Genomic DNA, 24,397 nt, shown 5'->3' with positions numbered 1-24,397 from the left:
GAATAGGAAGTCCCTACGCTCGTGCCCCATCCCGCCGACGCCGCGGCTCACGATCCGCTCGGCTCGCCGGGGTCCGTCGCATCGTCCTCGGCACTCGGCTGCCGGACCAGGAGCCCGATCGCATCGGCCGCCCGTACAGCCAGGCGCTCATAGCCGCTGAGGACGCCGCCGCTCAGGATCGGCCCCATCCGTCCTGCGCGAAACAGTTCGTACGCCACCACCGCTTGCGCGTTCGCAGCGGCCTCACCGAGCGACCCCACGGAGCTACCGAGACGCTGGTCGAGAAGCTGTCCGGCACGATCGAGCAGCGCGTTCCTGACGTTGGGCGGTAATCCGGACAGGTCGCTGGCCGCGTCGCGCCCCGACTCGATCACGGCATCGATGCTCGGCAAGTCAGTGAAGGGGACCGCGAGGTACGACGCCGTGTCGTACAGCCGCCGCAAGGCGGCCTGTGCCCGGTCGGGCCGCTCACCGACGTGGCCGGCGGCCACGTCGGCCAGTTCGAATTCCAGCCCCGTCTCCCTGGCCTTCTGCGCGAGCCGGGCCACGTTCGCGAACGGATCCGCCAGCAGCCGGTCGAGATAAGCCTGGTGCGCCAACGCACTCAGCAACACCTGGCTACCGGGAAGGCGTGCCGCCAGCTGCTCGCGGTTGAGGCCCATTGGCGGATCGAGCCAGCGCAGCACCCGCAACCGGAACTCCTCCGCCGTCGCACTGGACAGCTTCTTCAGCTCGTCGGCGTGCTTCGCCACCTTGGTGCGGCCCTGCTCGCCCTGCCATTCGACGTCACTCGTGGTCTCGTGTGCACGCGAATCCTCTCGGGCCTGGTACATGGGTTGGCCCGCGAAGGCCGAGTATGACGGAGGGGGGCTGCCTCGGTCGACGGCCGGATCGACGTCGCCCACCCGCTCCGGGTTGTCGAGCGTGTACCAGCCCAGGAGATCCTCGAGCCCCGCGACGCTCGCGTGCGCGCCCACTTCGGTCATGCCGAGGCCCTGTCGCAGCTCCGTCACGGTCTCATTGAGGCCGCCGACTCCGAACCGGAGATCGTGGGCGATGAGCGTGAGCGCGTTGTCGTAGAGCTGGCGGGCGAGGTGACTCGTCAACCAGCCGGCCGAGCCCGCCGGTTGCAGCTCCTGCGGCACCTCGCTCGGCTCCGGCAAATCCAGCAGGTCGCGGGCCTCCTTCTCGAGCGGCCCCCATGGCAGCCGATCCCGGACCCCGGCCAGGAAAGCGGCGCTCCTCGTCGAGACGATCTGCTCCATCGTCGCGTACAGCTGGCCGATCTGCTTATCCGACTGCCGCTCTACCGAGGCCGCCCGACTCCAGAGATCCCGAATGGACTGCTCGAACTCCGGGTCGTGAGCCTGTCCCCGCAACGCGGCACCCATCAACTGTGCCAGGTCCACCAACCGCGCCCTGGCGTCCGGACCGGGCTCCGTCCGGCGCCAGGCTAGCGAATCCCGGACGAGATCAAGCAGTCCGGGATCGTGCAGTTCCAGCAGCGCCTCCAGTTCCCGGTACCCGTCGGCGAGGTGCGCGTTCAGTTCCTCTTCCCCGTTCGCCTCTCGCGCCATCACGTTCCCCCACAGAGCCCTCATGGCCAGCACCAGTTCGTCCTTCGCTTCGAGGGTGAGCGTCCGCCGCGCACTCAAGAGCCGCCAAGCGGCACCGGTCAGCTGAATGAGATCCAACATTTCCCTACTGGGCTCGTCAGTGTGAACCGTCAACACTTTGGTCGCGGCTTCCCGGTTCTGCTCCGCGAGAACCGGCTCCAGAGCATCGCGGTTCTCGGCCGCCAGCGTCGCCTCGTGGGTAGCGCGCGCCTCGCGCCCGCGCATGTTCTCGCCCACGGAGGTGGGCAGTGGAGGAGTCAGGTGGGCGGCTGCCCGGTGGAACCTGTCCCTCCAGTGCTCGTGGAACCACCGCAGCGCGACGGCCAGCCGGTAGGGGTCGGCCGCGTCGGCGTACCGGCGATAAGCCTGGTCCTCGGACGCCCGGAAGCCGATCCCGTCGGGCGCCGGAAGCTGGCCGTGCGGGGTCCAGTTGACCAGGAGGTCCGCGTGGGTACGGATGTTCTCGGTGTCACTCCACACGCTCCACATTCGGTGGGGGTCGAGCAGATCAGGCGTCCGGATGGCGTTGGGCTCCATGACACTGATCAGTCCGGCGGCCAGGACAGTCACGAGATCTTCGCGCAGCTTCTCCCGCTGCTTGCCGGAAAGTGACCGGCCGCCGGGCAGGCGGGGATCCGGCGCGGACTCGCCGAGCATGACATTGGCCAGAGTGCGCGCGGAGGCCACGAGGCGCGAAGAGGCCACGAGGTTCGCGGATGCCTCGATGTCCGAGGTGGTGTCGGAGTCCGAGGTGGCGTCGGAGTCCGAGGTGGCCTCAATGTCCGAGGTGGCCTCAATGTCCGAGGTGGCCTCAATGTCAGCCGAGGCATCGGGGTTCGCCGAGGCCTCGAGGGTCGCAGTGGCGACGAGTTTGGTGTAGCTCTCGGTGATCTTGTCGGAGTACGTCTTTTTGAAATGCGTGCGCCGCTGGTCCAGCTCGTCGTAATGCCGCAACTCCCGGAAGCGGTCGAGCATCGTGGTGCCCAGCTCCTCGGTGCGGATGCTGAGCATGTTGGCCGTGTACGAAGCCTTCGCCCTCTCCCTCGCCCTCTCCAGCGTCAGCTGCTCGCCGGGAGCGAGCTGCCCAAGCTGCTGACGCATCCGCTGGGCGGCGGACTTGGCCAGATACGCGTTGGTGAGCAACTCCCTCATCCGCCGCCACAACGGGCGCAGCTCCACCGAAGCCAGACCGAGCCCTGAACGGGAGTCCGGCAGCACCCCCATCTTGCCGATCGCTTCCCGTTGGGCACTGTCCCTTTCGGCCTCCGTGGGGTTCTCCGGCAAGTGAGCCCCGAACAACGCTTCGTGAGTGCTCAGATAGGCACGGAAGTCGGCGACCTTGCCCTCGAGACCATTCGCCGAGGAAGCCCACAGCCGGTCGAGCGCGGAGTCGAACGGCACGTCGGCGTGCACGCGCGCGACGCCGTCGGAGTTGGCCAATCGCTGGAACTCCCGGCGCGCCTCCGCGGTTTCGTACCACGCGTCCTCGCGGCCGCGGGCGTGGAAAACACCAGGTTTCACGTCCGGCAGCGCATGAGCCAACATCTCGACCAGCTGCTGGTATTCGCGGGCACGCTCGTCGGCGGCTGCCCGCGCCGCCGCCGGCGCCAGATCACCGGGTTCCCGCAACGGCCCCAGCATCAGCTCGGCGGTCCGCAGCTGTCGCCTACTGATCACGTCGTCGCCGGAGGACATCGCGACAAGTTCGTCCAAGTCGTCCGAGTCATCCGAGTCATCCGAGTCGTCCGAACCTTCCGAACCGTCCGAATCCTCCGAACCGTCGGCCTCCGAAATGGCCTGGTCACCATCTTCAGAGGCGGTGTCACCATCGGCCGAGGCAGGGGCGGCAACGGCGTCTTCGGCTTCGATCTCGGGGTCCGGATCCGTCGAGACCCGGTTCCACCGTGCCCAGGCGACGTACTCCGGCTGGTCGAACCGTCGGCGCAGAGCCTCGAACTCCTCCCGCATCCGGGCCGCCGTGCCAACGACGATCTTGTGCTGCGCGTGTTCGGCGAACCGGTGTCCCACGACCGTCGCCATCAGGTTCAACCTGCTCTGGGCGCTAGGGGAGGACAGACTCTCCTTCTTGTCCGCGGACAAGAAGGAGAGGTACCGATTTCCGATGTCCTGCCACCGGCGCAGGGTGGCCCCGTCCGCTTCGGACATCGCACTCAGGGCGTCCCCCACCTCGCGTTGCCTGAGTTTCACGGACCGGGATCCGAGCACCTCGTTCCGCTGCGCGTACCCGAGGATGGTCACGACCGCGGCCGCACGGCCTGCCCATTCGAGCAACATCGGCTCGCGCACGGCACCCACGGCGGTTTTGAACCAGTCCACCATGTCACCGATGAGATCGGACTTTTCGAGCACCCCGGCGAGCTGGATCCTCAACCCGCTCGAGCGCTCCGCGAGTTTCTTCGCCTCGTCCTCCAACCGGTCCAGCGCGTCACCGGCCTTGTCGTGCACGCCCAGCAACGCCTGTCCGAGGTCGTTCGCGAGCACCTGAGCGCGAGCCTCGGCCTGCACACGTGCACCGTCCCAGGCGAGCAGCCGCGCCGACAGCACGCTCACCATCCGCCTGCGGATCAGCAGGGCGTTCTTCGTCAGCCCCTCTTCCGGGATGCCGAGCAGGCGGGTCGCCTCGTCGCGCCAGAGGTCGAGCTGGTCGTGCGCGCGAGCGAAGTCCTCGGCATATCGCTTCTCGAAGGCCGCGATCTCGCCCGGCCGGTCGAGATCGGCGTACAGGCGCGCGAACACCTTGCGGAACTCGTCGGCCATGGTCTGCGCGGACCCTTCCGCGCGCTGCCCGTGCCGTTCCTCCGAGGCCCGCACCGCGACCAGGGCGGCCATGTCCCGCAGCACCCGCGTCTGCTGACGTGCCACCTCGAATGCCTCGGTGTACTTGAGCTCGAAGAGCGGCAGCTCACCCGCGTCGCGCGGTTCCTCGAAGTCGGCACGCAGGGTCTGCGCCAGCTTGATCGCCGAGCCCCGCTCCGCGAGTTTCCATTCCTCCTTGACAACCTGTGCCGTGACCAAGTTCGCGATGTCGTCGAGCACCGGGCCGGCGGAGCCGTCGTGCTCCGCCACGGCGAGGTTGGCCCGGATCGGGTCCTCCGGCACGAAGGGGAGGAACATGTCGTCGTTCGGCAGCCGGAGCAGCTGTCTGGCCTCCTCGAGCCAGGCATCGGGATCGAACTCCTCGCCGGAGATCCTTTCGGCCAGCGGGTCCGGCCGGCGGCCCCACCACGGGTGGTGCTCGAAGAACGCCTCCAACGTTTCCTGGGTGATCTCAGCTGACACGAAACGCGCGTGGAAGTCCGAAAGGTCCCGTCGCATGTTGCGCGTAGCCGCACTCACATTCACGCGGAGGCCGTCGCCGTCCTCGATCCGGTAGGCGTTGCCGCCGAGATCCGCCGTGAGTACGTTGATCAGCTGATTCTTCAGCACGGCCGCCAGCGCGGCCGCCTGCTTCGGCTGGCCGGGTTCCGCCCGGTCGAGTTCCACCCGGTCGAGCAGAGTCATTGCCTCGACAAGGGCGCTTAGCGCCGCTCGCCCGGACAACCGCGGGATCTTCGCGATGGCCGCCTCGACAGTTCCCTGCCAGGTAGTGACGAACTTCGCGGCGGCGAGCAGGTCCTCCCGGCCCGGCGGCACTCTCTCGAGGATCTCCCTGCCAACGGCCAGCCTGACGTCCCGGATCGCTTTCCGTAGGCCGTTGTTCGGTAGGGCGTCGAGCGCTTTGTCCAGCACGGTCGCGAGCGGCTTGAACACCCGGAGTCGGTCCGCGCGACTCATGCCGGGCAGCTGTTCACCGACGTCCGCATCGGACTTCGCGTCGACCATGTCCACATCGGCAGCGGAATCGGTATCGGAATCGGGGTCCAGCCGGACCGAACGGCCACTCGGCTCGATCCCAGCCTGCCCGTCCTCGGGCGCCACTTCCGATCCCTCCAGCCGGAGCAACCGCCCACCGTTCTCGTACACCACCGCACCGGACTCGTACACCACAACCTTGGAGTCCGGCCCCATCACGCGGCCCTGGAAACCCTGCCCCCGCAACAACGACTCCAACGCGCCCAGCCGAGCAGACACATCGCAGCCCAGGAGCACCACGTTCTTCGCCTGCCGCCAGTCCTTTCCGTCCGGCCCCTTCGGCAGACTTGCCGACGCCAGCACCTGCACCAGCCCCGACACGTCCACCCGCAACGGCAGGCCACCAGACTTCCGCGGAATCGCGACCCCATCAGCGTCGTGCTTACCCACCACCGTGAACGCGTCCCGACGCCCAGCGCCCGACCTGAACGCGGCCTTGATGGTCTCGACGTCCTTGCCGCTTCCGAAGAACACCCCCGCCGAGGAATTGTCGCCATGCACCAGCGGAGTGATTTCCAGATCGGCCACATCCACCCGCCCGACCACGGATTCCAGCGAAGCGACACCGCGATCCACAAAGGACGTTTCTGCCGCCGGCTCGGGCAGTTCCGGGATCGTCGGCAGGTCGACGAGTCCCTGCCGGATCGCCGCGGCCCCGAAGGCGTTGTCCGGATGCACCAGATACGTGGACGGCCGCATGTCGTCGAGAAGCGAGTTCACGAACTTCAGCACGTCCGCCAGCGGGACGCCACGCCCGACGTAGTGGGTCCGTCCTCGCGGCGCGCCCGGCGGCGGTTCCGGCATGGCCGGTGGTTCCTCGCCCGCCACGTACTGCGTGCTGCCGTTCTTGTGGGGGGCGACGCGACTGCTCAGCGTCGTCTCGCCCTCCTGCGGAAGCTTGTTGTTGAGCTTCATTACGTCACCGAGGCTCAACAGCCCCTTGGCGAGCGCCGTCTTCTCCCAGACCTGGATGTGCGTGTCCGCGTACGTCCGGACCTTCGTGACCGCGTCGTACTCCGCGAGGGCTTCAGCAAGAGTTCGTTCGTCCTCGGCGACCTTCGCTTCCGCGTCGTCAAGGCGTTGTTCGGCCTCCGCGAATCGCGTGGCCCTGACTTCGAGCTCGAGGGCTTCCAGGGGGACACCGAGCCGATCCGGCTGGGTCAGCACGGTGCCGGCGGCCTCGGTGAGCTGGTCGCTCGCCTCGTCTCGTGACCGGGTGGACTCATCCCGCCGCCGGGTCGCCTCTTCCAGCTTCGCGCGGGCGGTGTCCAGCTCGCCGAGCGCGCGCTGGTGCGCTTCGTCTGCGGCGTCCCTGCTGCGGAGTACCTCCGGGGCCGGCACGGTTTCGGCCGCCAGGCCGGCTTCAGTGTTGATCTCCCCGACGGTCCTGGGCACGCGCGGGGCCCCGCCACGGAGCTTCTCGGTCATGGTCTGCGCCACATACAACGGTCGCTCAGTACCGAGGACCCGCCCCAGTTCCGCCGCGAACTCAGTGAGCCGTTTCTCGTTCCAACCGGTGTTCGCCCACTGCGCAGCCACCAGTCGCGACACAGAGTTGTACGGATGCTCCCGCCCCACCGGCGCATCCACATCCACCCGCGCCGGATCGACATCCGGGTCGAAGAGATTGGTCTTGAACACAATCCGCTGCGCGGTCTGCAAAGCATTATGGTCCGGCTTCGGCGCCGCCTCCGATGCGGCGAACACGGCCTCCGGGCTCGTCAATAATTCCTCGGAGCCCGATGGGCGTTCGACACCAGGAGATTTGAACAAATCCGGATCCCGCAACGGCATCCCCAGCCTATGTGCGATCGCCTTGACCGTCCACAACAACACGGTGACAGGCCGGTCCAGATCGTCCCGCAGCAGACCGACCGCATCGAGCACAGCAGCCTTGTAATGGGCAGGGCGCACCGACAACGAACCGACATCATCAGCAACAAGCCCCAGCACGTCTTCCGGCGGAAGCGACCGCACCACATCGGCCACGATGCTGTCGAGCATCTCCGCCGCCGTCACCGGCAAACCACCGAGCAACCTCGTCGCGGCAGAATACTCGTCATCCAGCGTCAGACGCCTCGCCACGTTCCTCGCCACCTCATCACCGCCACGAGCCACTGCACCGTAAGCGGCAACCGTCAACACGGCCTCGATCTGCCCCTCGGCCAGACCCCCCAGCACTTCCTTAGTCCCCGGCTCGATCTCATTAGCCTCGTTCCGGAACGCGTCATCAACCGCGGTCCGCGCCGACGCCACAGCATTTACGGCCCCAGCAACCTCACTAAGAACGCGCGAACCGAAGTCGCGCAACTCCCCCGCCGCCTCCTCCACCGACGAAAGACTCCACCTCCACCTCGGCGGAGCCAACTCCTCATCAAACTGATACCCGGCCCCATCCTCCCCCGCACCGGAATCACCGTCCTGGACGGAGTCCGAATCCGACTGACCTCGCAAGTCGGCCACGATCGCATCCACCAGCGTTCCCACCGGCACTCGCGTTCCAGCCGGGGCCGGAGAACCCAATAGGAAGTTCACTACACGGCGTTCGTCCACGCCATCCAGCCAGCCCAAATCCGGGGCACCCATCTCGCGCAACACCACGTCGTGTCGCATCTTGTGCGCAAACGCGACAACGTACGCGACATCGTCGTACTGCGATTGGCTCAACCTCGCCAGGAACTCCGCGGACTCGGGGCGAATTCCAGGGAAACCCACAGACCACTCATCCGGAATCCAGAAATTACGACGCAGACGCAGTTCCGTGGCCACGCTCTCCAGGGTCTGGAAATCCCACACCGGCGCAAACGGCTCCAACGAACGCAGGCGAGCCTTGGCCAGGTCGAGATCATGACCCGCGTCCGCCACCACCCGATCCAGCACCGTCAACACGTCCGGCGCACCCAACTCGCGCACGAACGTCTGCACCTGCTCGACGGTGACTGCCTCCGGATTGACGCCGAAACGCTGAGCAACCTCCGAACGAAGCACACCCAGCACCGGCAACCCAAACCCCCAGAACCCCCAGTGCCCCTCCAACTTCTCCAGCGCACGCCCCAACCGCAACACCGCCGGATACCCGGGCATGGTCAACGCCGCCCACGCCGGAGTACCCGCCGGATGCAGGTGAACCTTGAACCTGTAGCCAGCCCCACGCGCGCGCTTCCTCAGCGCCCTCTGAATCTCGCGGGCCCGCTCCTTCGTCGGCAGCTGGCCATCGGCGTCATCATTCGAGGGGCGCGCGTAGTTGATCACGACCTTGTCCACATCGGCGAAGGTCACCGGCCCCAGAATCTGCCGCTCGATATAGGGGAGTTCCGGAAGAGGACCGTCAACCAGATCCTCGGCCAGATCCGGATCATGGTCCAGGTTCGTCGCGAAGGCAGCGAACCACCGCAGCCGTTCTGAACCGGTACGCGCCAACACCGACTCCACCCCGCCGGGGCCGGTGACGCCCGAGGCGCCGATCTCCTCGTCCACGAAATTGTGGCTATCGGCCGGGGTGAAGGTCGCCCGGCCCCCCACCTTGTGCTTCAAGAAGACAGCCACGGCTCCGTAGCCGCCGGGATTGGAACCGCCGAGTTCGTAACGTGGGTCGACCTGCGCGGCGTAGAGCGGCAAGAGACCACGCCGTTTTGGCTTGAACTCGCTGCCCGAGATCCACCAGTCACTGGTCTGGGGTTCTCCCACCGTTCGGCCGACCTGCGGATGCCCCAGCCGCTCTTCGGTCGTGAGCCTGGACTCTGGAGAGTTCACGAGCTCGCCAGACATCCAGACGTTGTCCAGCTTTCCCGTCGCGAGGAAACGGTCCACCGGCGTGCCCTTGTCCAACACCAGATCCCGGTCCTGAAGCCACCAGGGGATGGCAAGCCAGCGGTTGATGACCGGGACCGTGATCTCGTCGACATAGGCGACCATTCTGTCAACGACCTCGTCGAGGTCCTCATCGGACAGTCGGCTGTATCCGGCACCCGGAAACTCCTCCCGTAGCCGCGAAACCAACCTGGCCCGGTGACTCGCGCGATCCTGCCGCCAGGCTCGCTCGGCCGCCACCAGCAGGCCCGCGTGCTCGGGTTCCACCGCATGCCAATCGGTTCGGCCACTGAGCGTTTCGAAGATGTCCAGATCCTCTTGTGCCCGGGAATCCGGACCAGCCTTCTCCACCTCAGCCTTGAGGGAGGCACGAGCGTCATCGTGAGCGCCGCCCTGGAGAAGCTTGACCAGCTCGAGATCCGCCGCGGAAGGCACCATGTCCTGGGTCGCGACATCCCTGCTCAGGGGATTACTGTCAGCATCCCGGTGCGGAAGCCGAACCGGCATCCGTTTGGCCGCCACCCCGTCCACGCCCCCGGACGGCGCTGCCCGCAAATCCGCGTCGGAGATGTCTTCACTCGACCTGCTGTTCCGAGCTTGACCTGCCATGGTTCGCACCACATAGGCCGGGCGTTCGGTGCCCATGATCCGGCCCAACTCCGCTGCGAACCGCTCCTGCCGAGCCTCCCGCTCCTGCGGAGTCTCACCGCGCTGCATGGCAACCAGTAACAACATCGAGTTGTACGGATGCGCCGGCCCCACCGGGTCGTCGTCCTTCACCTCCGTCACGGTAGGAAGGAAGGATTCGAAATAGTTGGTCCTGGTCACGATCTGATGTGCGGCCCGCAAGGCGTCAATGTCTGGCCGTTCACTCTCCGGGACCGCCAGCGCTGCGGCGTAAACGTTCTTCGCACTCTTCAACCGCCCGAGACCCGGCCCACCTTCAGCGACCGGCGGATCGAACCCACCCGCATTCCTCAGCTGCATCCGCAACCCGCGCGCGATCGCCTTCACCGTCTCCAAAACCAGGGCAAGCGAACGCTCCGGACCACGCAACAATTGGCCAACCGCGTAAAGGGCCGCCTCACGTTGAACGGGGCGATTCCTCAGCGACCTGTCGACACTGACAACCGACAGCAGCTCCTCCGGTGAAAAGCCCGGCACCACACCGGCCACGATGCCGTCGACCAACGCCCCCGCCGTGGGCGGCGGACCACCGAGAAGTTCCACCAGACCGGGCACCGCGTCGCTCAACCGGAGCTTCTCCAGCACCGTCAGTACCGGCCGCGCCACCGAGTCATCCCGGCGAACGGCCAACGCGTACGCCGCGACCGTCAGCACCGCCTCGCCCTGCCTCCAATTCAGGGCCGCCAGCACTTCCTTGGTCTCCGGCGCGATCTCGTTCCGGAACTTACGATCGATCTCTTCCCTCGCCGCCCCCAGAACGGCCTCGTTCTCGGCGGTCCAGGTGGAGGGGGACGAACCAATCTGGTCCAACGCCGTTGCCACGGTCTCCACGGTCGAAATACGCCACGGCAACGGCGTCGAACCCAGCGGGCCCAGAAGCGACCCGGCACGGTCCGGCGCGAGTCCCGCGTCTGCCAGCCGTTCGAGCGCCCGTTGGTAGACCTCCTCGGGACCGGCCGGGGATTCCGGCCGCTCCGGTCCCGAGGCACCGGATGGTCCGGCGTCACCCTCCGGATCGGTTCCCGGCGCACGGGAAACCTGCTGCCGCCCCCCGCGCGTCGTCACCTGCCCGGCACCCTCCGGCGCCACGGCGGGGGCGGCCGCAGCGCGTCCGGGTGCGAGCGCGGCGAACGCCTTGTCCAGTTCGGCGACCGCTTCGGACGTCCGTTCCTCCCCTACCTTGGCCACCGCCTCCCCTACCTTGGCCACCGCCTCCTCGCCGAGGTCCTGCGCCGGAAGCCACACGTCGATCGTCGCCGTCGGCTCGGTGCTGGTAGACGACTGCTGGGAGACGACGTGGACGAGGATGTCCTCGGGCTTGAGCTTGAAGCCGAGCCCGTTCAAACGCTCGATCTCTTCGCCGATCTCCTTCCGGAACAGCTCGTCCACATTGGCCGCTCGCTCCTTGCCCGTGCTCAGCGCCTGCTCCGTGCCGCCAAGGAGACGGCCGACACCGACGATCGTCACCTTGCCCACGTCGAGGTTGTTCCGAAGGCGCCACGCGAAGGCGCGCGCGACCTGCCGCGCGACAACCCGAACGTCCTCCAGGTCGCTGTCCGACAGTGTCTTCTCACCACGGTTGAACGGGATCGTCAACGGTGCGATCCGACTCGCCGCGAGGTCCGACAGCGGCACCAGCGCCTGCGGCTCCGTGCCCTTCGGCTGGGCCTGGACGAACTCCCCATCGCCGACGACCCAGCGCACCGCGTCGGCGAACCCCACATTGACTTCGTCGGTGGCCGCGAACAACTCTGCCCCGCCGGTGACCTGGTGCCACGTGGTCGAGAACCCCACGGCCGGCGCCGCGGCATTCGGGCTCGGCTTACCCACCCGACACTGCCCCACCACGCCGGCGCCCTTGTGCGGGGAGGACTCTAGGAACAACGCCGTACCGAGGATGATCGGGCCACTGTCCAGTCCGGTCGGCTCAACGAAGTCGCCGAAATGCAGTGGCCGGTCGGTTTTCAGTCCGAGCGAGAACCCGTGTTCGGACCCGTGCCCGTCGAAGAACCACGGCGGGACGGCGTGTCCGGCCCACGGCGACAGGACCGGCCCGATTCGCTCGACCATCGCCCCAGTGGCGTCCCGCGTGGTGTACTTGCGGAGGTAGTACTGCTGCCGCACGGCGGAATCGAAATGCGCCGCCAGGAACATATCCTGCATGTCGGTCGGCGTGAGGGGAAAGAACTGCCCGTAACGGCCGAGGGCGGCGTTGGCCATGGCGAAGGTGATGATGTCGCCTGACTCTGGGGACAGCGGCGGCAGGGACGTGAATCCCTTGCCAGACACGGTGATCCCGCCGCCCGAAGTCGGCTCGACACTGCCATCCGAAAAGTACATCGACCGCGAGTAGCCACCCCGCAGCATCGACTGCGCGAACTCACCCTGTTCCGTGGTCCCCCCGCCGAAGCCCAGGTGGACGAGGCGCTTCGCGTCCTTTCCGCCACTGCCCATGATGGACCGCAGATCCGGATGGGCGCGCAGGATCACGCCCAGCTCGTCCGGGCTGAGCGGCAGCGACGTTCCGTCCGTCCGCTTAGCCGGGTAACCACCACCCGAGCCCTTACCGGTGAAGACGAATCCGGGCAGGTGGTCGCCCCACGGAGAGGGCACGGTTCGCTCTTTCTTGCCGTCGCTCAGCAAGTAGGTCTTGAGCTTGTCCGGCGACGCCTCCCTGGCCCACTTCGCCGCCTCCAGGAGGTGGTGGGCGTCACCTATATAGCGGACGAACAACGCGACGGCATCGCCGTCTTTGTTGTACAACACGCTCACGTCCACGTCGCCGGCTCGTAGCTCCGAGACGCGCCTGAGGGTCACCTCGCTGCCGAGTTCGATCTGGTCCGATTCGAGGTTGGCCATGCCGTCCGGCGCGTAGACGTCCTGGAAGAAATCCTCGGCCCGCAACGCTCCAGCGAAATCGAACCCAAGACCACCGAAGTTCACCCTGGTACCACCGTCACGGGCCACCAGCACCACCGGCCGGCCCGCCTTCAGCTCCGGCCGGAACTTCCGATCGGCAAGCATCATCCGCCCGAGCTGCCTCCCGTCCACTTCGAGCACAGCGCCGGACCCGATCCCGATCCGAGCGTAGGTCCCGTCCGGAGAATCCACCGAAACAACCAGCGGCTGCTGCTTTACCTCCTCCGGTAGCTTCAGACCCGCGGTGCCGTTGTCCACCGCGGCGGCGAAATCGGTCGCTACCGATGTCTCCGCCGCAGGATCCCGGAACCCACCAGCCACCGGGAACGCGAACACCGAACCTGACGACACGTGCGCGACGTCCGCGAGCGACGGCGGTGGGCCTTCCTCGATCACCGAGCCTTGGGGAACGGCCATGATGCCGTCCTTCATGAACTCGTACGGGCCGGTGTAGTCCCAGGTCAGCCACGGCCCGGCCAGGGCACGCAGCCTTTCCAGCATCCTCGCGTTGGCTCCACTCGTCTGGTTCATCGGGAAGGTCGCGTCGTAGGAGAACACGAGCAACGGCGGGCGGACGGGGCCATCCGTCAACCGCTGGAACGCCATCGACCTGAATGCCAGATCAGTCGTCCGCTCCGGGGAGAGCGACCACGTGCTGCCATCGGACAACGGGACGTGAAGCTGACCGGACTCCCCCTCGGTCAGGAGCCAGACGGGGCGCCTCCGGCCCCCGTCCGTCGCCGAAGCCCACTTTTGGACGGACTGGTCGGAGTACTCAACGCCAGCAGCGTCGCTGTAATGCTCGAAGAGGGCACGCGTGCTGTAGTCGGAGAGCAGGCCAAGCCTTCCCTTCGCTTGGGTGGCAAGGAGCCGCTCGGAGGCGAAGCCCATGCCGGCCTCCCGGCCCTCCACGTCCCGGAAGCTCAACCAGGACACGTCATCCGGCCGGATCTCCGACACCAGCTCGAACGTCCCCGAATCCGCCGGTACGGCATAACCATCGTCATCAAGCTCCAGCGGAGTCGTCGCCGCGGTCACCGACCGGTACTCCCCTGTGCCCCGAAGCTCCGCCGCGAACGCCTTCCCCGCCTCCAACGACGCGTCCGGGTCCGTAAGATCCGCGCCCACCAGCCGCACCGGCACTGTCCGGTCAATCCGCTGGAACAATGGCGAATTCCGGACATGCCTGGCCAGCGTAGCCGCGTCGATCAGCGTGCCGTTGACCAGGAACTTGCCCTCCTGGAAGAAGGCGTAGACATAAAACGACTTTGGCTGATCGTTGTCCGGCGGCATGGCCGCGTGCAGAAAATCCCAGTAGCCCCTGTCCAAATCCGAACCCGAGTCGAAGCTGATCCCGCCCGCGTTGGCTTCACTCTCGGCATGCACCGAACCCGGAGGCTGGACCGGAACGGACACGTCGACGGTAACCCCAACCACGGGTTCGACGGTAACCCCAACCACGGGTGCCGATACGACCTCAATCTCCGGCAGCGCCTTCGAAGGATCGTCGCCAACCAGCTTGTGCAGGAGCTGAGCGGCGATGACATCCGAATGCCGACCGGCGACCTCGACCCGCGGCACGGGCAACCCGGCGGCCCGCTGCGACTGGACCGACGAGTCCAGCGCATCCGCCAGTTCCTTCAGCTGGGCCGGATCGCTCAGTAGCGTCCCGGAGTCGTCGACGTGGAACGTGTGTGTGCGATCGAGGATCGAGTCCGCCGCGAGATACGACAAAGGCGGCGCGCCGGTCGGGGACGGAATCGACGACGAGCCACTGGTACTCGGTCGCGAGGAGTGGCTGCCCCAGCCGGTCGGCCCGGGGCTGATACCCAGTCCGGGACCGAAGCCGAGACCAAGCCCGAGTCCACTGCCTGGCCCGGGATTCGAAGCGAGCGAGGCGGAGCTGCCGTCGCTCGGCGACGACGTGACCGGGAACCCCTGACCGGGCGCGGACCTGAACGTCGCGTAACTGACCGCACCTCGGGCGGTCGTTCGAGCAACCACATCCGTCGGCCTTACCGTTGCCGGAGCAATCGGCTGATCTCCGCGGACCACATACTCCAGCGGTACCGGATCACCCACCGTTCCCGAAGAACCACCCAACCGGGCGCCGTCCGTCGGCGGCGGCGTCACAGCAAAACGATCCCACCCTTCCATCCCGACGACGGGGGAATCCGGTACCTCGGAGCCGTCCGGCCACGCCACCCCGGCGGGGGAATCCGGTACGCCGGGGCTGTCCTGCCACATCGGCACGCCGTCCCCACTCGACGGCGTCCGCAGCTCGTCCGCAACCGCGGCGCTCGACGGCCTTGGAACCTCCTCCGGTGGCGGCGTCGCGTCATATATGTTGCCGCCCGCGTCAGAGACCCCTTGGTTGTCAGACCCGGCCGCCCTCGCACTTCCCCCGTCAGCTTTATCAGCAGAGCTCAGATCCAAATCATCAAAATCGATGATTTGGCCGTCGTCCTCTTCCGGAAAACTAAAATTCGGATCATCCAGAGCATTAACACCTTCGGGCAGCGGAGTACTACGAACCGTCTCCAACAAGCCTTCAGCGATCGCCGCGGCAGCCGCCCTCGCCTGCTCCTCGGAAAAACCCGCGTCCCGCCTCCTGATCAACTCCGCCTGCACGATCATCCAGAATGCGAGATCCCGGTCCGCGAACCACCTCTGCCCCCGAGAAAGCTCGCCGTCCAGCGACTGCGTCCGATAATGCGCGGTGAGAATTTCCTCCGCCTGACGGTGAAGCTCCAGGTCGTCCGCCCGCGCCCCCGCATTGCCCAACACACGCACGGCAGTATCCCACTGCTCCCCCACATGCTCCGACAACCAGGACAACAACTGATCACGCAAAACCCGATCAACCGAAAATTCGCGCGTGAAACTGGGACCACCATCAGGAGATCCCAAAGCGCTCCGCACGCCACCCTCCGAATCGGTTCCCTGAGCACCGGAAACACGACTCAATTCCTGCCAACGAACCGCAGTGACCAGAATTCCCGCCAACTCGGAAGCCATCGCGACTACCTGCTCTTCGGCGATCCCGTCACGCCGCCTCGTGAGCAACTCCGCCATTACCATCGTGCGCAGAACGGCACCCCGGCCCACATTCTGCACTACATCCTGCACTACATCCCGCGAATTATCCCGCTCGGCCAGAACCGGGTCAACCGGAATCAGGGCAGACTGATCCGCGAGAATCTCCCTGGCCTTCGCCTCAGCATCGTGAATCGCCTTAGCATCGTGAATCGCCGACTCTAGCTCGCTCGACTCCTTCGCACCGTCCACCACCTCCCACGCCGAAGCCCACCCCAACCGAACCAGCGCCGGCATCGACGGAACCACCGACGACTCCAACATCTGAAAACCATCAAACTCCGCACGCCAATTGTGGATCGTATGCCTGGAGACCAGGCCGCCGGACCACTTCTCCAACTTTGCGTGACTATGCTTGCCCAGTCCGGCTTGCACCCAGATACGAACCAACGCCGACAATTCGTGATTTCTCTTCTTACCCTCGACCGGGAGCGGGAAATCCCTCCTTAGGACAGAATTCTGCGGCCCCCACAGATTTTCCAAACTCTCCCTGAGCGAGAACCCGTCGCCGTTGGTCCTGTGCGAGCCCGCCCACGACTCGATCTGCTCCACAACCTGCGGGTATTTACTCCGAAGCCAATCCGCCCTGGCCTTCTGAATAGTAGCCGACGTCACCTTATTGTCTGCCGTAATCCTATCTATTGCACGGTCAATAACCGTATCTATTGAGCCTTTCCAGTCCTGTCCCTTGAACTTTTCGAGGTATTCACTGAAGTGATCATCGTCTTTCACCGCATCCGTGTCGATATCCTTCCCAGGCGTGTAAATACTCCTCAGACGCGCACTCTTCACGTGTTGACTGAAGTCCGGATCAGTTGCCAGTCTTTCAGCATCCCAAGGATCATCTAAAAGATGGGCAACCGTCCTCCAATTGTTAATGGTTTTCCTGGAAACGAACTCCGCACTCCAGGACGCCAGCTGCGTCGCGCTAAAAAACTTTACGTTCGAATCACTCAGCGCCCAGACCCGAGCAATCGCCCGCCTCCGTGCCCTACCGAGAATGGGGAAATCTTTTTGAAATTCTCTATTCTCCTTCGTCAGATCGTACAGCTTGGCCTCAAGATTCTCACCATCCTTGGGCCCATTCGGACCAGGCCAATTCTCCAACCCGCTCACGATGTCCGCATACTTTTCCCGCAGCACCTCCTCCCAGTTTACGTCACGCCGGCCAACAAGCTGAGCCATCGCGAAACGAGCAGTACGGTAATTCGGCTTCTCCCGATTTTGCGCGACCGCGAGTTCTTCGAGCGCATTCTTGAAAAGACCATCATTCGATATCGCCTTTAATTCTTCACTACCGCCCTCGGTGTATCTAAATCGTTTGAGAGTAGCTCTCGCGAGGTTTTGGAAACCCTGATCGGCCGCGAGTTCTTCGATGCTCCACTGTTTGAGCGTGACGTTGGGACTACTCCCCGCATCGGCCTCCGCACGGGAAACACGCTGCCGCTTGCCTGGCGGCACTGCATCCTCACCGTCACCCTGGAGCGTCACCGACCGAACAGACGGATCCTCCAGTTCCCCAGCTCCACGCACACGCACACCATCACCCAGAAGCCCCGCATCCTCCGGCTTCTCATACCAAACCGAACCATCATCAAAGAGCTTGACCAAACCCTTCGAACCACTCACCGAACGCGAGGTTTCCAACAGATCCCGAAGCTCACCCAACGAATCACGCGAATCCGGATCATCCACACGACACGACACAACCCGCACCTCGGACCGCTGCCGCCGCGACCCCTCACTATCCGGGAAAACCACACTGTCCCTCAAGCGCAACAGATCAGCCGCACTAATCCGCAACGTCGTATCATCAGCCACCTTCGTAACTGAGAACCCATCGTTATCGTGATGCAGCACCACGAAGGACGTGTCCCGCGCACTCGACCCCGACCCCAACCCACGCTTAAACCACGACTCGACAATCTTCAGCTCACCAGGCGTCAAAAACGCCACGATCTCCACAGACCCATCCGCCGACTCAAACTTCGTATGGCGCACATCCGCCAACTCAACCCGCCGCTCACCAACCACATTCTCCAACGGAACCGAATCAACCAGCGTCCCCGATGAAGCATCCAACTGAACGCCCCGGGTGGTCCCGGCAGGATCGGCCGTCCTGGTCAGTTCCTGAAGCGCGATGCTGTTCGCGTCCTCGCCGAAGGCCGGTTCCCCGGATGTGTCCGACGGGTCCGAAAGGCTGCGCCGCGGCGTCGACTCGGCCGGTTCCGCCTCGATAGGAGGCAGCCGGTCGGCGGCGGGCCTGAGGGCGTCGTCGTTGATGCTCTTGCCAAGCCTGGTCGCCAGCTCGGTCCCCCGCCGGGTCGCGTCCGCCCACAGGAAACGCTGTCGTCCGGAGCCGTCCGGCCCCAGGTCCTTGAGCAGTTTCGCGGCGACGATCGTGGTGAGGACGTTGTGTATTCCGCGCAGGTGCCGCTCTTCTGGAGGCAACGGGTTCGGGACGGCCGGGGTGTGCGGGTTCTCCGCCACGATCCGGTCCGCCTGGCGGGTGATCGGGCCGAGGACGTCCGCCGGCACCGTGCGGACGTCCAACTCCTTTCGCACCTCCCTCCAGTCCTCGATCAGTTCGGGCGGCAGTGCCTCCGCCACCTCACGGCTCAACAGGCCCGTGCTCTCACCGTCGACATCGGCGATCGCCCCGTCGAGGGCGTACCGCACGCCGCCCCCGGGATCCGGTGTGGGCTCGGGGAGTCCGCGGACCGCGTTCTCGACGCCAGCGGCGGTGTAGTCCAGGTCCGGGCTCGTGGTGTACGCCCAGGGCCGCATGTCGGAGGGCAGCCCGCCGACGAACTCGAGTACCCAAGCGAGATCCGTGCCCGCCTCGATCCGCACAGTGCGGCCGGGTGGCAGGTGATCGGGTGGATCCGGTGCGCGCCTGCCGGTTAGGACGGGGTCCTTCGGGCCGAAGCTCGCACCGTGCTCGTAATCCCGCACGGCGTAGGACTTGTCGTCGCCGGGGAGCTTGCCCTCCCAGTCCCACACCTTTTTGATCGTCATCAGGCGCTTGTCCAGGGCGGTCTGCTCCCAGACCCGGACGTACATGGCGTTGTCGGCACTGACCTTGACCACGCTCTCCGTGAGGTGCTCGCGCCCGCGCACCTTGTCCTTCACCCAGGTGGTCAGGCCCTCGGTGACGTTCGTTCCGTACCGGCGCACCTTCACGAAGAAGGTCATCTTGGGTACGAGAAACTCGTAGGAGCGGCCCATGTACTTCTTACCGGTGCCGTGCTGGCTGCTCGTCGAGTCGCTTTCGCCGACACTGAGGCTGACGTCCGCGCCGACGGGAGGACTCACGTACACGCCCGTGGGACTGGGCCCGCCGGTGTCGTAGGTGTTGCCACCGGTGGTCCCGGCCGAGGGTCCGCTGGACTCCGACCTGGACTTGCCCTTCGACCTGTCGGGTTCGTCTCCCTCGACGTCCCGTTCCTGGCGCAGTTCGGGTTTCCCCCGCTTGGGCGACCCGCCCACCGGGCGGAGGTCGGGTCGGTTGTTCCCGTCGACGGTCTCGAAGGCCGCGACGAAGGTCAGGTCGGCCAGGCCCGTGTGCCCGAGGTGTCCGCCGCCCTGGATGTTCATCTCGACGCCGTTGCCGGTGAGCATGGCGTGGCTGCCGTTGGACAGGCCTGGTCCCGAGGCCGCGTTGTGCGCGTTGAGCCTCGCCTGACTGCCCGGCCTGGTGAACTCCGAGACCGCTTGGGCTGCCTCTTCCGCCTCGGCCAGTGTGTGCGTTCCCACGCCCAGCGGATTGTCCGACAGCTGCGCGAACACAGCGGCGTGCAGTGCGAAGGCCACGTCGGCGCCGAGTTCGCCCGGCGCGAATCCTTCGTCCCACCGGAAGGACGGCTTGTTCTCCGGCATGGCCTCCAGCACCTCGATGGACACCGGAGTTTCCTGCTTTTCGAGACGATGCGCCTCGGTTTCGTCGGCGGCGGTCAACGTGACCTGGCCGAAAGCCTCGACCGGTGTCGCATCGCGGTTGTCGCCCCTGAGCCATTGGGAGGCCCGCTCCGTCGTGTCGAGCGGTACGACCTCGCCAACGGGCGTCTTGATCCGGTGGCGGGTGATGGTGATCTGGTACCGGACCAGCCTCTTCTGCTCGCCGGCGCTGTAGTTGGCGTGGATGGTCCGCTGGGTGTCGCTGGTGCCTTCCGACTTGTGCCGCCCGGTCGCCAGGCCGGGCCCGGAGAACCCCGGCGCGATCTGGCCGTGCCCGGCGCCCGGCTGTGCGGGCGGGGTCTCCCCGTTCTCGTCCCGCGGCCCCGGCACTGTCGGTGTGGTCTCGGAGTTGCGGGCGCCCGCGAATGCCTGGGCCTGAAACCTCGCCGACCAGCCTGTCGACTTCGTGTCGGTCCGCGTGACCTGTTTTGTGGTGACAAACCGGTCCGGCGGCAGAGAGCGGAGCGGCGACTGCTCGACGGGCCCTTCGACCGGATCCGCCCGCACGTGGATCTCGACGACTTCATCGGCCAATATCCCCGGTTTCGGCACCTGCGTCAGCGCACCACGACTCTGCGCGCCGGGCAGGGCCGCCCGCAGCCATTCGTGTCCGGCCAGGGTGTCCAGCTTCGAGGTCAACTCGGTGCGGACGGCCTCCTTCCATTCGTCGTCCAGCCGCAGTTCGGTCATCCTGCGCTCGAGGTTGTGGAACTCCAGCAGCTTCGAGTCGGAGACCGCGGTCTCACCGTAGGACGCGTAGGCGTTCTCCTTCGTGAGCAACAGGGTCTGGGCGGGAACGCGCGCACTCGCGGGAACCGGCAGCAACGCGTTCCATTCCGGGGGCACCGGCAGGTCGACTTCGGTGAACAGGTCGATCGCGTGCTGGACCGGCATATGCACGACCAACCCGTTCGGCTGGTCGACAGTGACCTTGATCGGGTCGTAGTCCGATCGGAGAAACCGGCTGAAGAGCCCGTTGCGAACACTCATCTTCGTCTCGTGGGTGTAGCGCACGTCGGCGACTATGAATACTGACGGCCCCCCGAGGTCGAAGCGGTGCTCGGCACCGATACCGGTGGACTTCACCCGCTCCCACCGGTATGCCGCGCCAATGTCGACCGCCAGCGACGCGTCCGCGCCGGTGGCGGTCAAGCGCCGCCAGAAGGCGTGCAACCGCCCCTGGAGACCGGTTCCGAACGACCGGATCTTGCCGAGCTCCACGACGTTCTCCCCGCCCGCGCCGGATTTCGTCATGCCGTCGATCCGGGCGCTGCCGGGCACCGGCCGCAGGTTGAGCAGCTCCGTGCGGGTGATCAGCCGTCCCCTCAGATCGAATATGCGGCCACCGAGATCCGGTTCCGTGGGATCGTCCAGTTCGGCCTTCAACGTCGAGGCGGCCTTGCCTATGACGACGGCGTCGGAGAGGTGGTTCTGGAGTGCGTCGCCCGTTGTCGTCCCCGGAAGCGATAACGGGGAGTACTTGACCTCGTAGTCCGCCGAGACGGTGCCGCCCTCGGGGGTCTCCCGCTGCTCGGTGAGCCTTCCCGTGCCGTAGGACGGCCAGTTCCCGCTACCGAGGGGCGTACGGCCACGTGTGTCGTTGCGCCGGGTCGCGTCGTGCACCGCCCCGGAGACCCGCTCGACCCGCTTGGCGAAGGCGATCCGCATGGCCTGGATGGCGTTCGGGCCGTTGCGCACGCCCTCGGGAGTCGCGTACTTGCCGAAGAGCCGGTGGGGAATCGGGCCGGAACCGCGCCCTCCGGGCACCGGAGGCGGGTCACCGAGGTAGATCCGGGGCGCCATCTCGCTGCGCGGTAGCGGCTTGGAAGACCAGTCCAGCGAGTCGGACGCCTTGACCGCCTGGTACGCGTCGTCGATCTGGTGCATCGTGACGCCCTCGACCGCCATACCACGGGAGACCGCCTCGTTCAGCGCGTCCGACGGCGGCCCGGACATCCGCTCGTCGGCGCGCGGGCCGAACAGCATCCGCCCGCCGAAGAAGAGCCGCCGCAGGAAACGCGGCCGGGGCGTCGTCCGGTGGACGGCGTAGATCTTCACCCCGGCGCGGTAATCCCGGAGCTCGGAGTCGTACTCCATGGTCTTCGAGGTGTTGGCGGTGTGGCCCGACTTCGCGACGGAACTGAACTGGGCCGTGACCAGGTTCGCCGTGATCCCCGGCGCGTTGAGGGAACTCGTGGGGCCGCCCTGGTGGGGCTCGGGGTTCCCGCCCTCCGGCGCGTCCGGAATCGGCGAGTCGTTCGCAACGGGGCGATATCCCACGGTCGCGCCGACGGACGCGGACCGGGTCGCCACGGTCTCGCGTGGCTGCCCCGCGCTCTTGCCCGACGTCGCCGACCAGACGTAGTCCCCGGACGGCTTTGTCTTGCCCGGCGCCACCGATTCGACGTAGAAGTCGATCCAGTGGAAGTGGTCGCCTTCCGCCCACGACACCGTGGCGCCGTTCCTGGCATTGAGCAGTGTGTCGCGCGCGGTCCGCTGATCGCGGAACATGTCCCCGATCGCGGCCCGGCCCCGGTCACTGAGCCCGCTGATCCCGCCGATCTCCTCGGTCAGTGCCTTGACGATCTCCTCGTGATCCACCCACTTGATGTCCTCCTTGCCGGGGAAGTACTGGTCGCCCACCGCCGGATGCTCCCGCTCGGTGTCCAGGCCGTCCGGCAGCGGCAGGCCCAGCTCCCGCGCCTTCCACACCGGAACCTCGACGAAGGTCGACACCTCCTCGGTAGTCGGCAGACCGAGCGTGCCGTCCTCGCGCGGAACACGGACATCCATCTTTCTGTCGATCCGGTAGACCGGGGTCCGCGCTCCCGCGGCCTGGGAAAACGAGTAGTCGTAGGACTTTCCCGTCCCGTTCGTACGGCGAACGCCTACCTCGGCGATGCCACCGGCGACCCAGCCCTCGTTCGTCGTGTCTCCGTAGCCGAGCCCGAAGCCGAGTTCGACCCCGCTGCCCTTGGACAGCTTCGCCGACGTACCGCGTCCGGTCGACTGGGTCTCGACCGTCCTGGTCAGGTGATGGAAGGTGATCCTCGCCTGACCTATCGGGGTGGCCTGGCCGACCGGTTGTCCGTCCACCAGCAAGTCGCTGGTGGCCCCATCCCGGCTCAGCAACGGAGCCCGGAACGCGTCGGCGATCTTGCCCGCGTCCGGGGCACCCTCGAACAGTTCGCGCAGCGCCGGCGGCACGCGGGGCCGTTCCAGCGGCGCCCCGAGCTTGGTGGACGCGGCCTCCGGCAGGAACGCCGTCCGGTTGCTGGCCGGGTCGAGCAGCGAAACCCGCAGCCCGACGTCCAGCTCCGCGCGGCGCCGCTCCCCGGTCCCGCCACGTTTCGCGAACACCAGATCCATGGTCACCGGCAGGTTCGTGGTGTTCTCCAGACCCCAGTAGAGCGACTGGGAGCCACGCGTGGCGCTGAGCGAACTCGACGACGTGAAGACCTTTGACCGGATCAGCGTCGCGCCGATCGTGGGACCCGACCGCACTACCGAACCCGCCAGTTCGGTGCCGGACACGATCAGCAGTGGAATGCGCAGCGGCACCGTCGTCACCGCCGATTCGGTGCGCGACTCGCTCGTCCCTTCCGTGAACTCCGTGCGCGCGTAGTCGGCCCCCGTGTGCCGAGTGTCAAGGGACGGCCGGTACAGCTCGACGGAGAGGTCGACCGTGACATCCCCGATCTCCAGGACACCCCTGTCGATCACCTTCTGGAGTTCGGTGTAGTTCCCGCCGTGGCCGGTGTCGGGCTTGAAGAGCTCGTCCACCCTGCCGGCCACCGCTTCCCTCGGCAGGCCCGTCTCCTTCGTCAACTCGTCGACGAGGTGTACCCGCGCACCCACCTTCTCGATCCGCAGCATCTCGTTGCCGGGGTTCGCGGGCAGCCGCGACAGGTAGAGAAGAGCCTGCTCCCCGGCGACCTTTTCCTTGGCCGCGCGAGCGTCGGCCAAGGCACTGTCGAACCGGCTCTTCTCCGCACGGGCGGCGTGGAGTGCCGACTCCCCTTCCCGTTCGAGCGTCGCTGCCTCGTCCCGGATCCGCTGCAGTTCGGCCGCCGAAGACTCCAGTTGCCGCAGGGCGTGCGCGACATCGGCGCCTGCCCTCCTGATGTCCTCGGCGAGGTCGTTTCGCGGGCGCCGCAGTTCGCCGTCACGCGCCGACACCGCATCCTCGGCCTCTGTCCGTCGGCCTTCGAGCAGGTCCAGTACCCCCTGCGCGGTGTGCACGCGCCGCGTTTCCTCGTCGAGCCGGTCCCGCACCTGTGCCGCCCGGTCGGCGACATCGTGCAACGACTCCTCGACCTTCTTCACCCGCTTGTGTGCGTCGCTAGTGCCCTTGCGCGCCGCGTTCGCCCTTTCGAGCGCGTTCCTGGCGTCGGCGTGTGCCTGGGTCAGCGCCTCCGCGGACAGCCGGGCCAACTCGG

General features: G+C 66.4%; 1 protein-coding gene (only partly in view). It reads right to left on the bottom strand.

What is annotated here, in order from left to right; genetic code table 11:
* Positions 1-47: 47 nt before the first annotated feature.
* Positions 48-24,397: the 3' portion of a scabin-related ADP-ribosyltransferase gene (locus ACZ7KI_RS32295; protein ID WP_470276815.1), read on the bottom strand. 29,857 nt of this gene lie beyond the right edge of the window; 24,350 of the gene's 54,207 nt are visible here — the last part of the coding sequence; the start codon falls outside the window, past its right edge; its stop codon occupies positions 48-50.

It is taken from the genome of Amycolatopsis sp. NPDC039088 (genome assembly GCF_055598845.1).
This window is presented reverse-complemented; position numbering and strand designations above follow the sequence as displayed.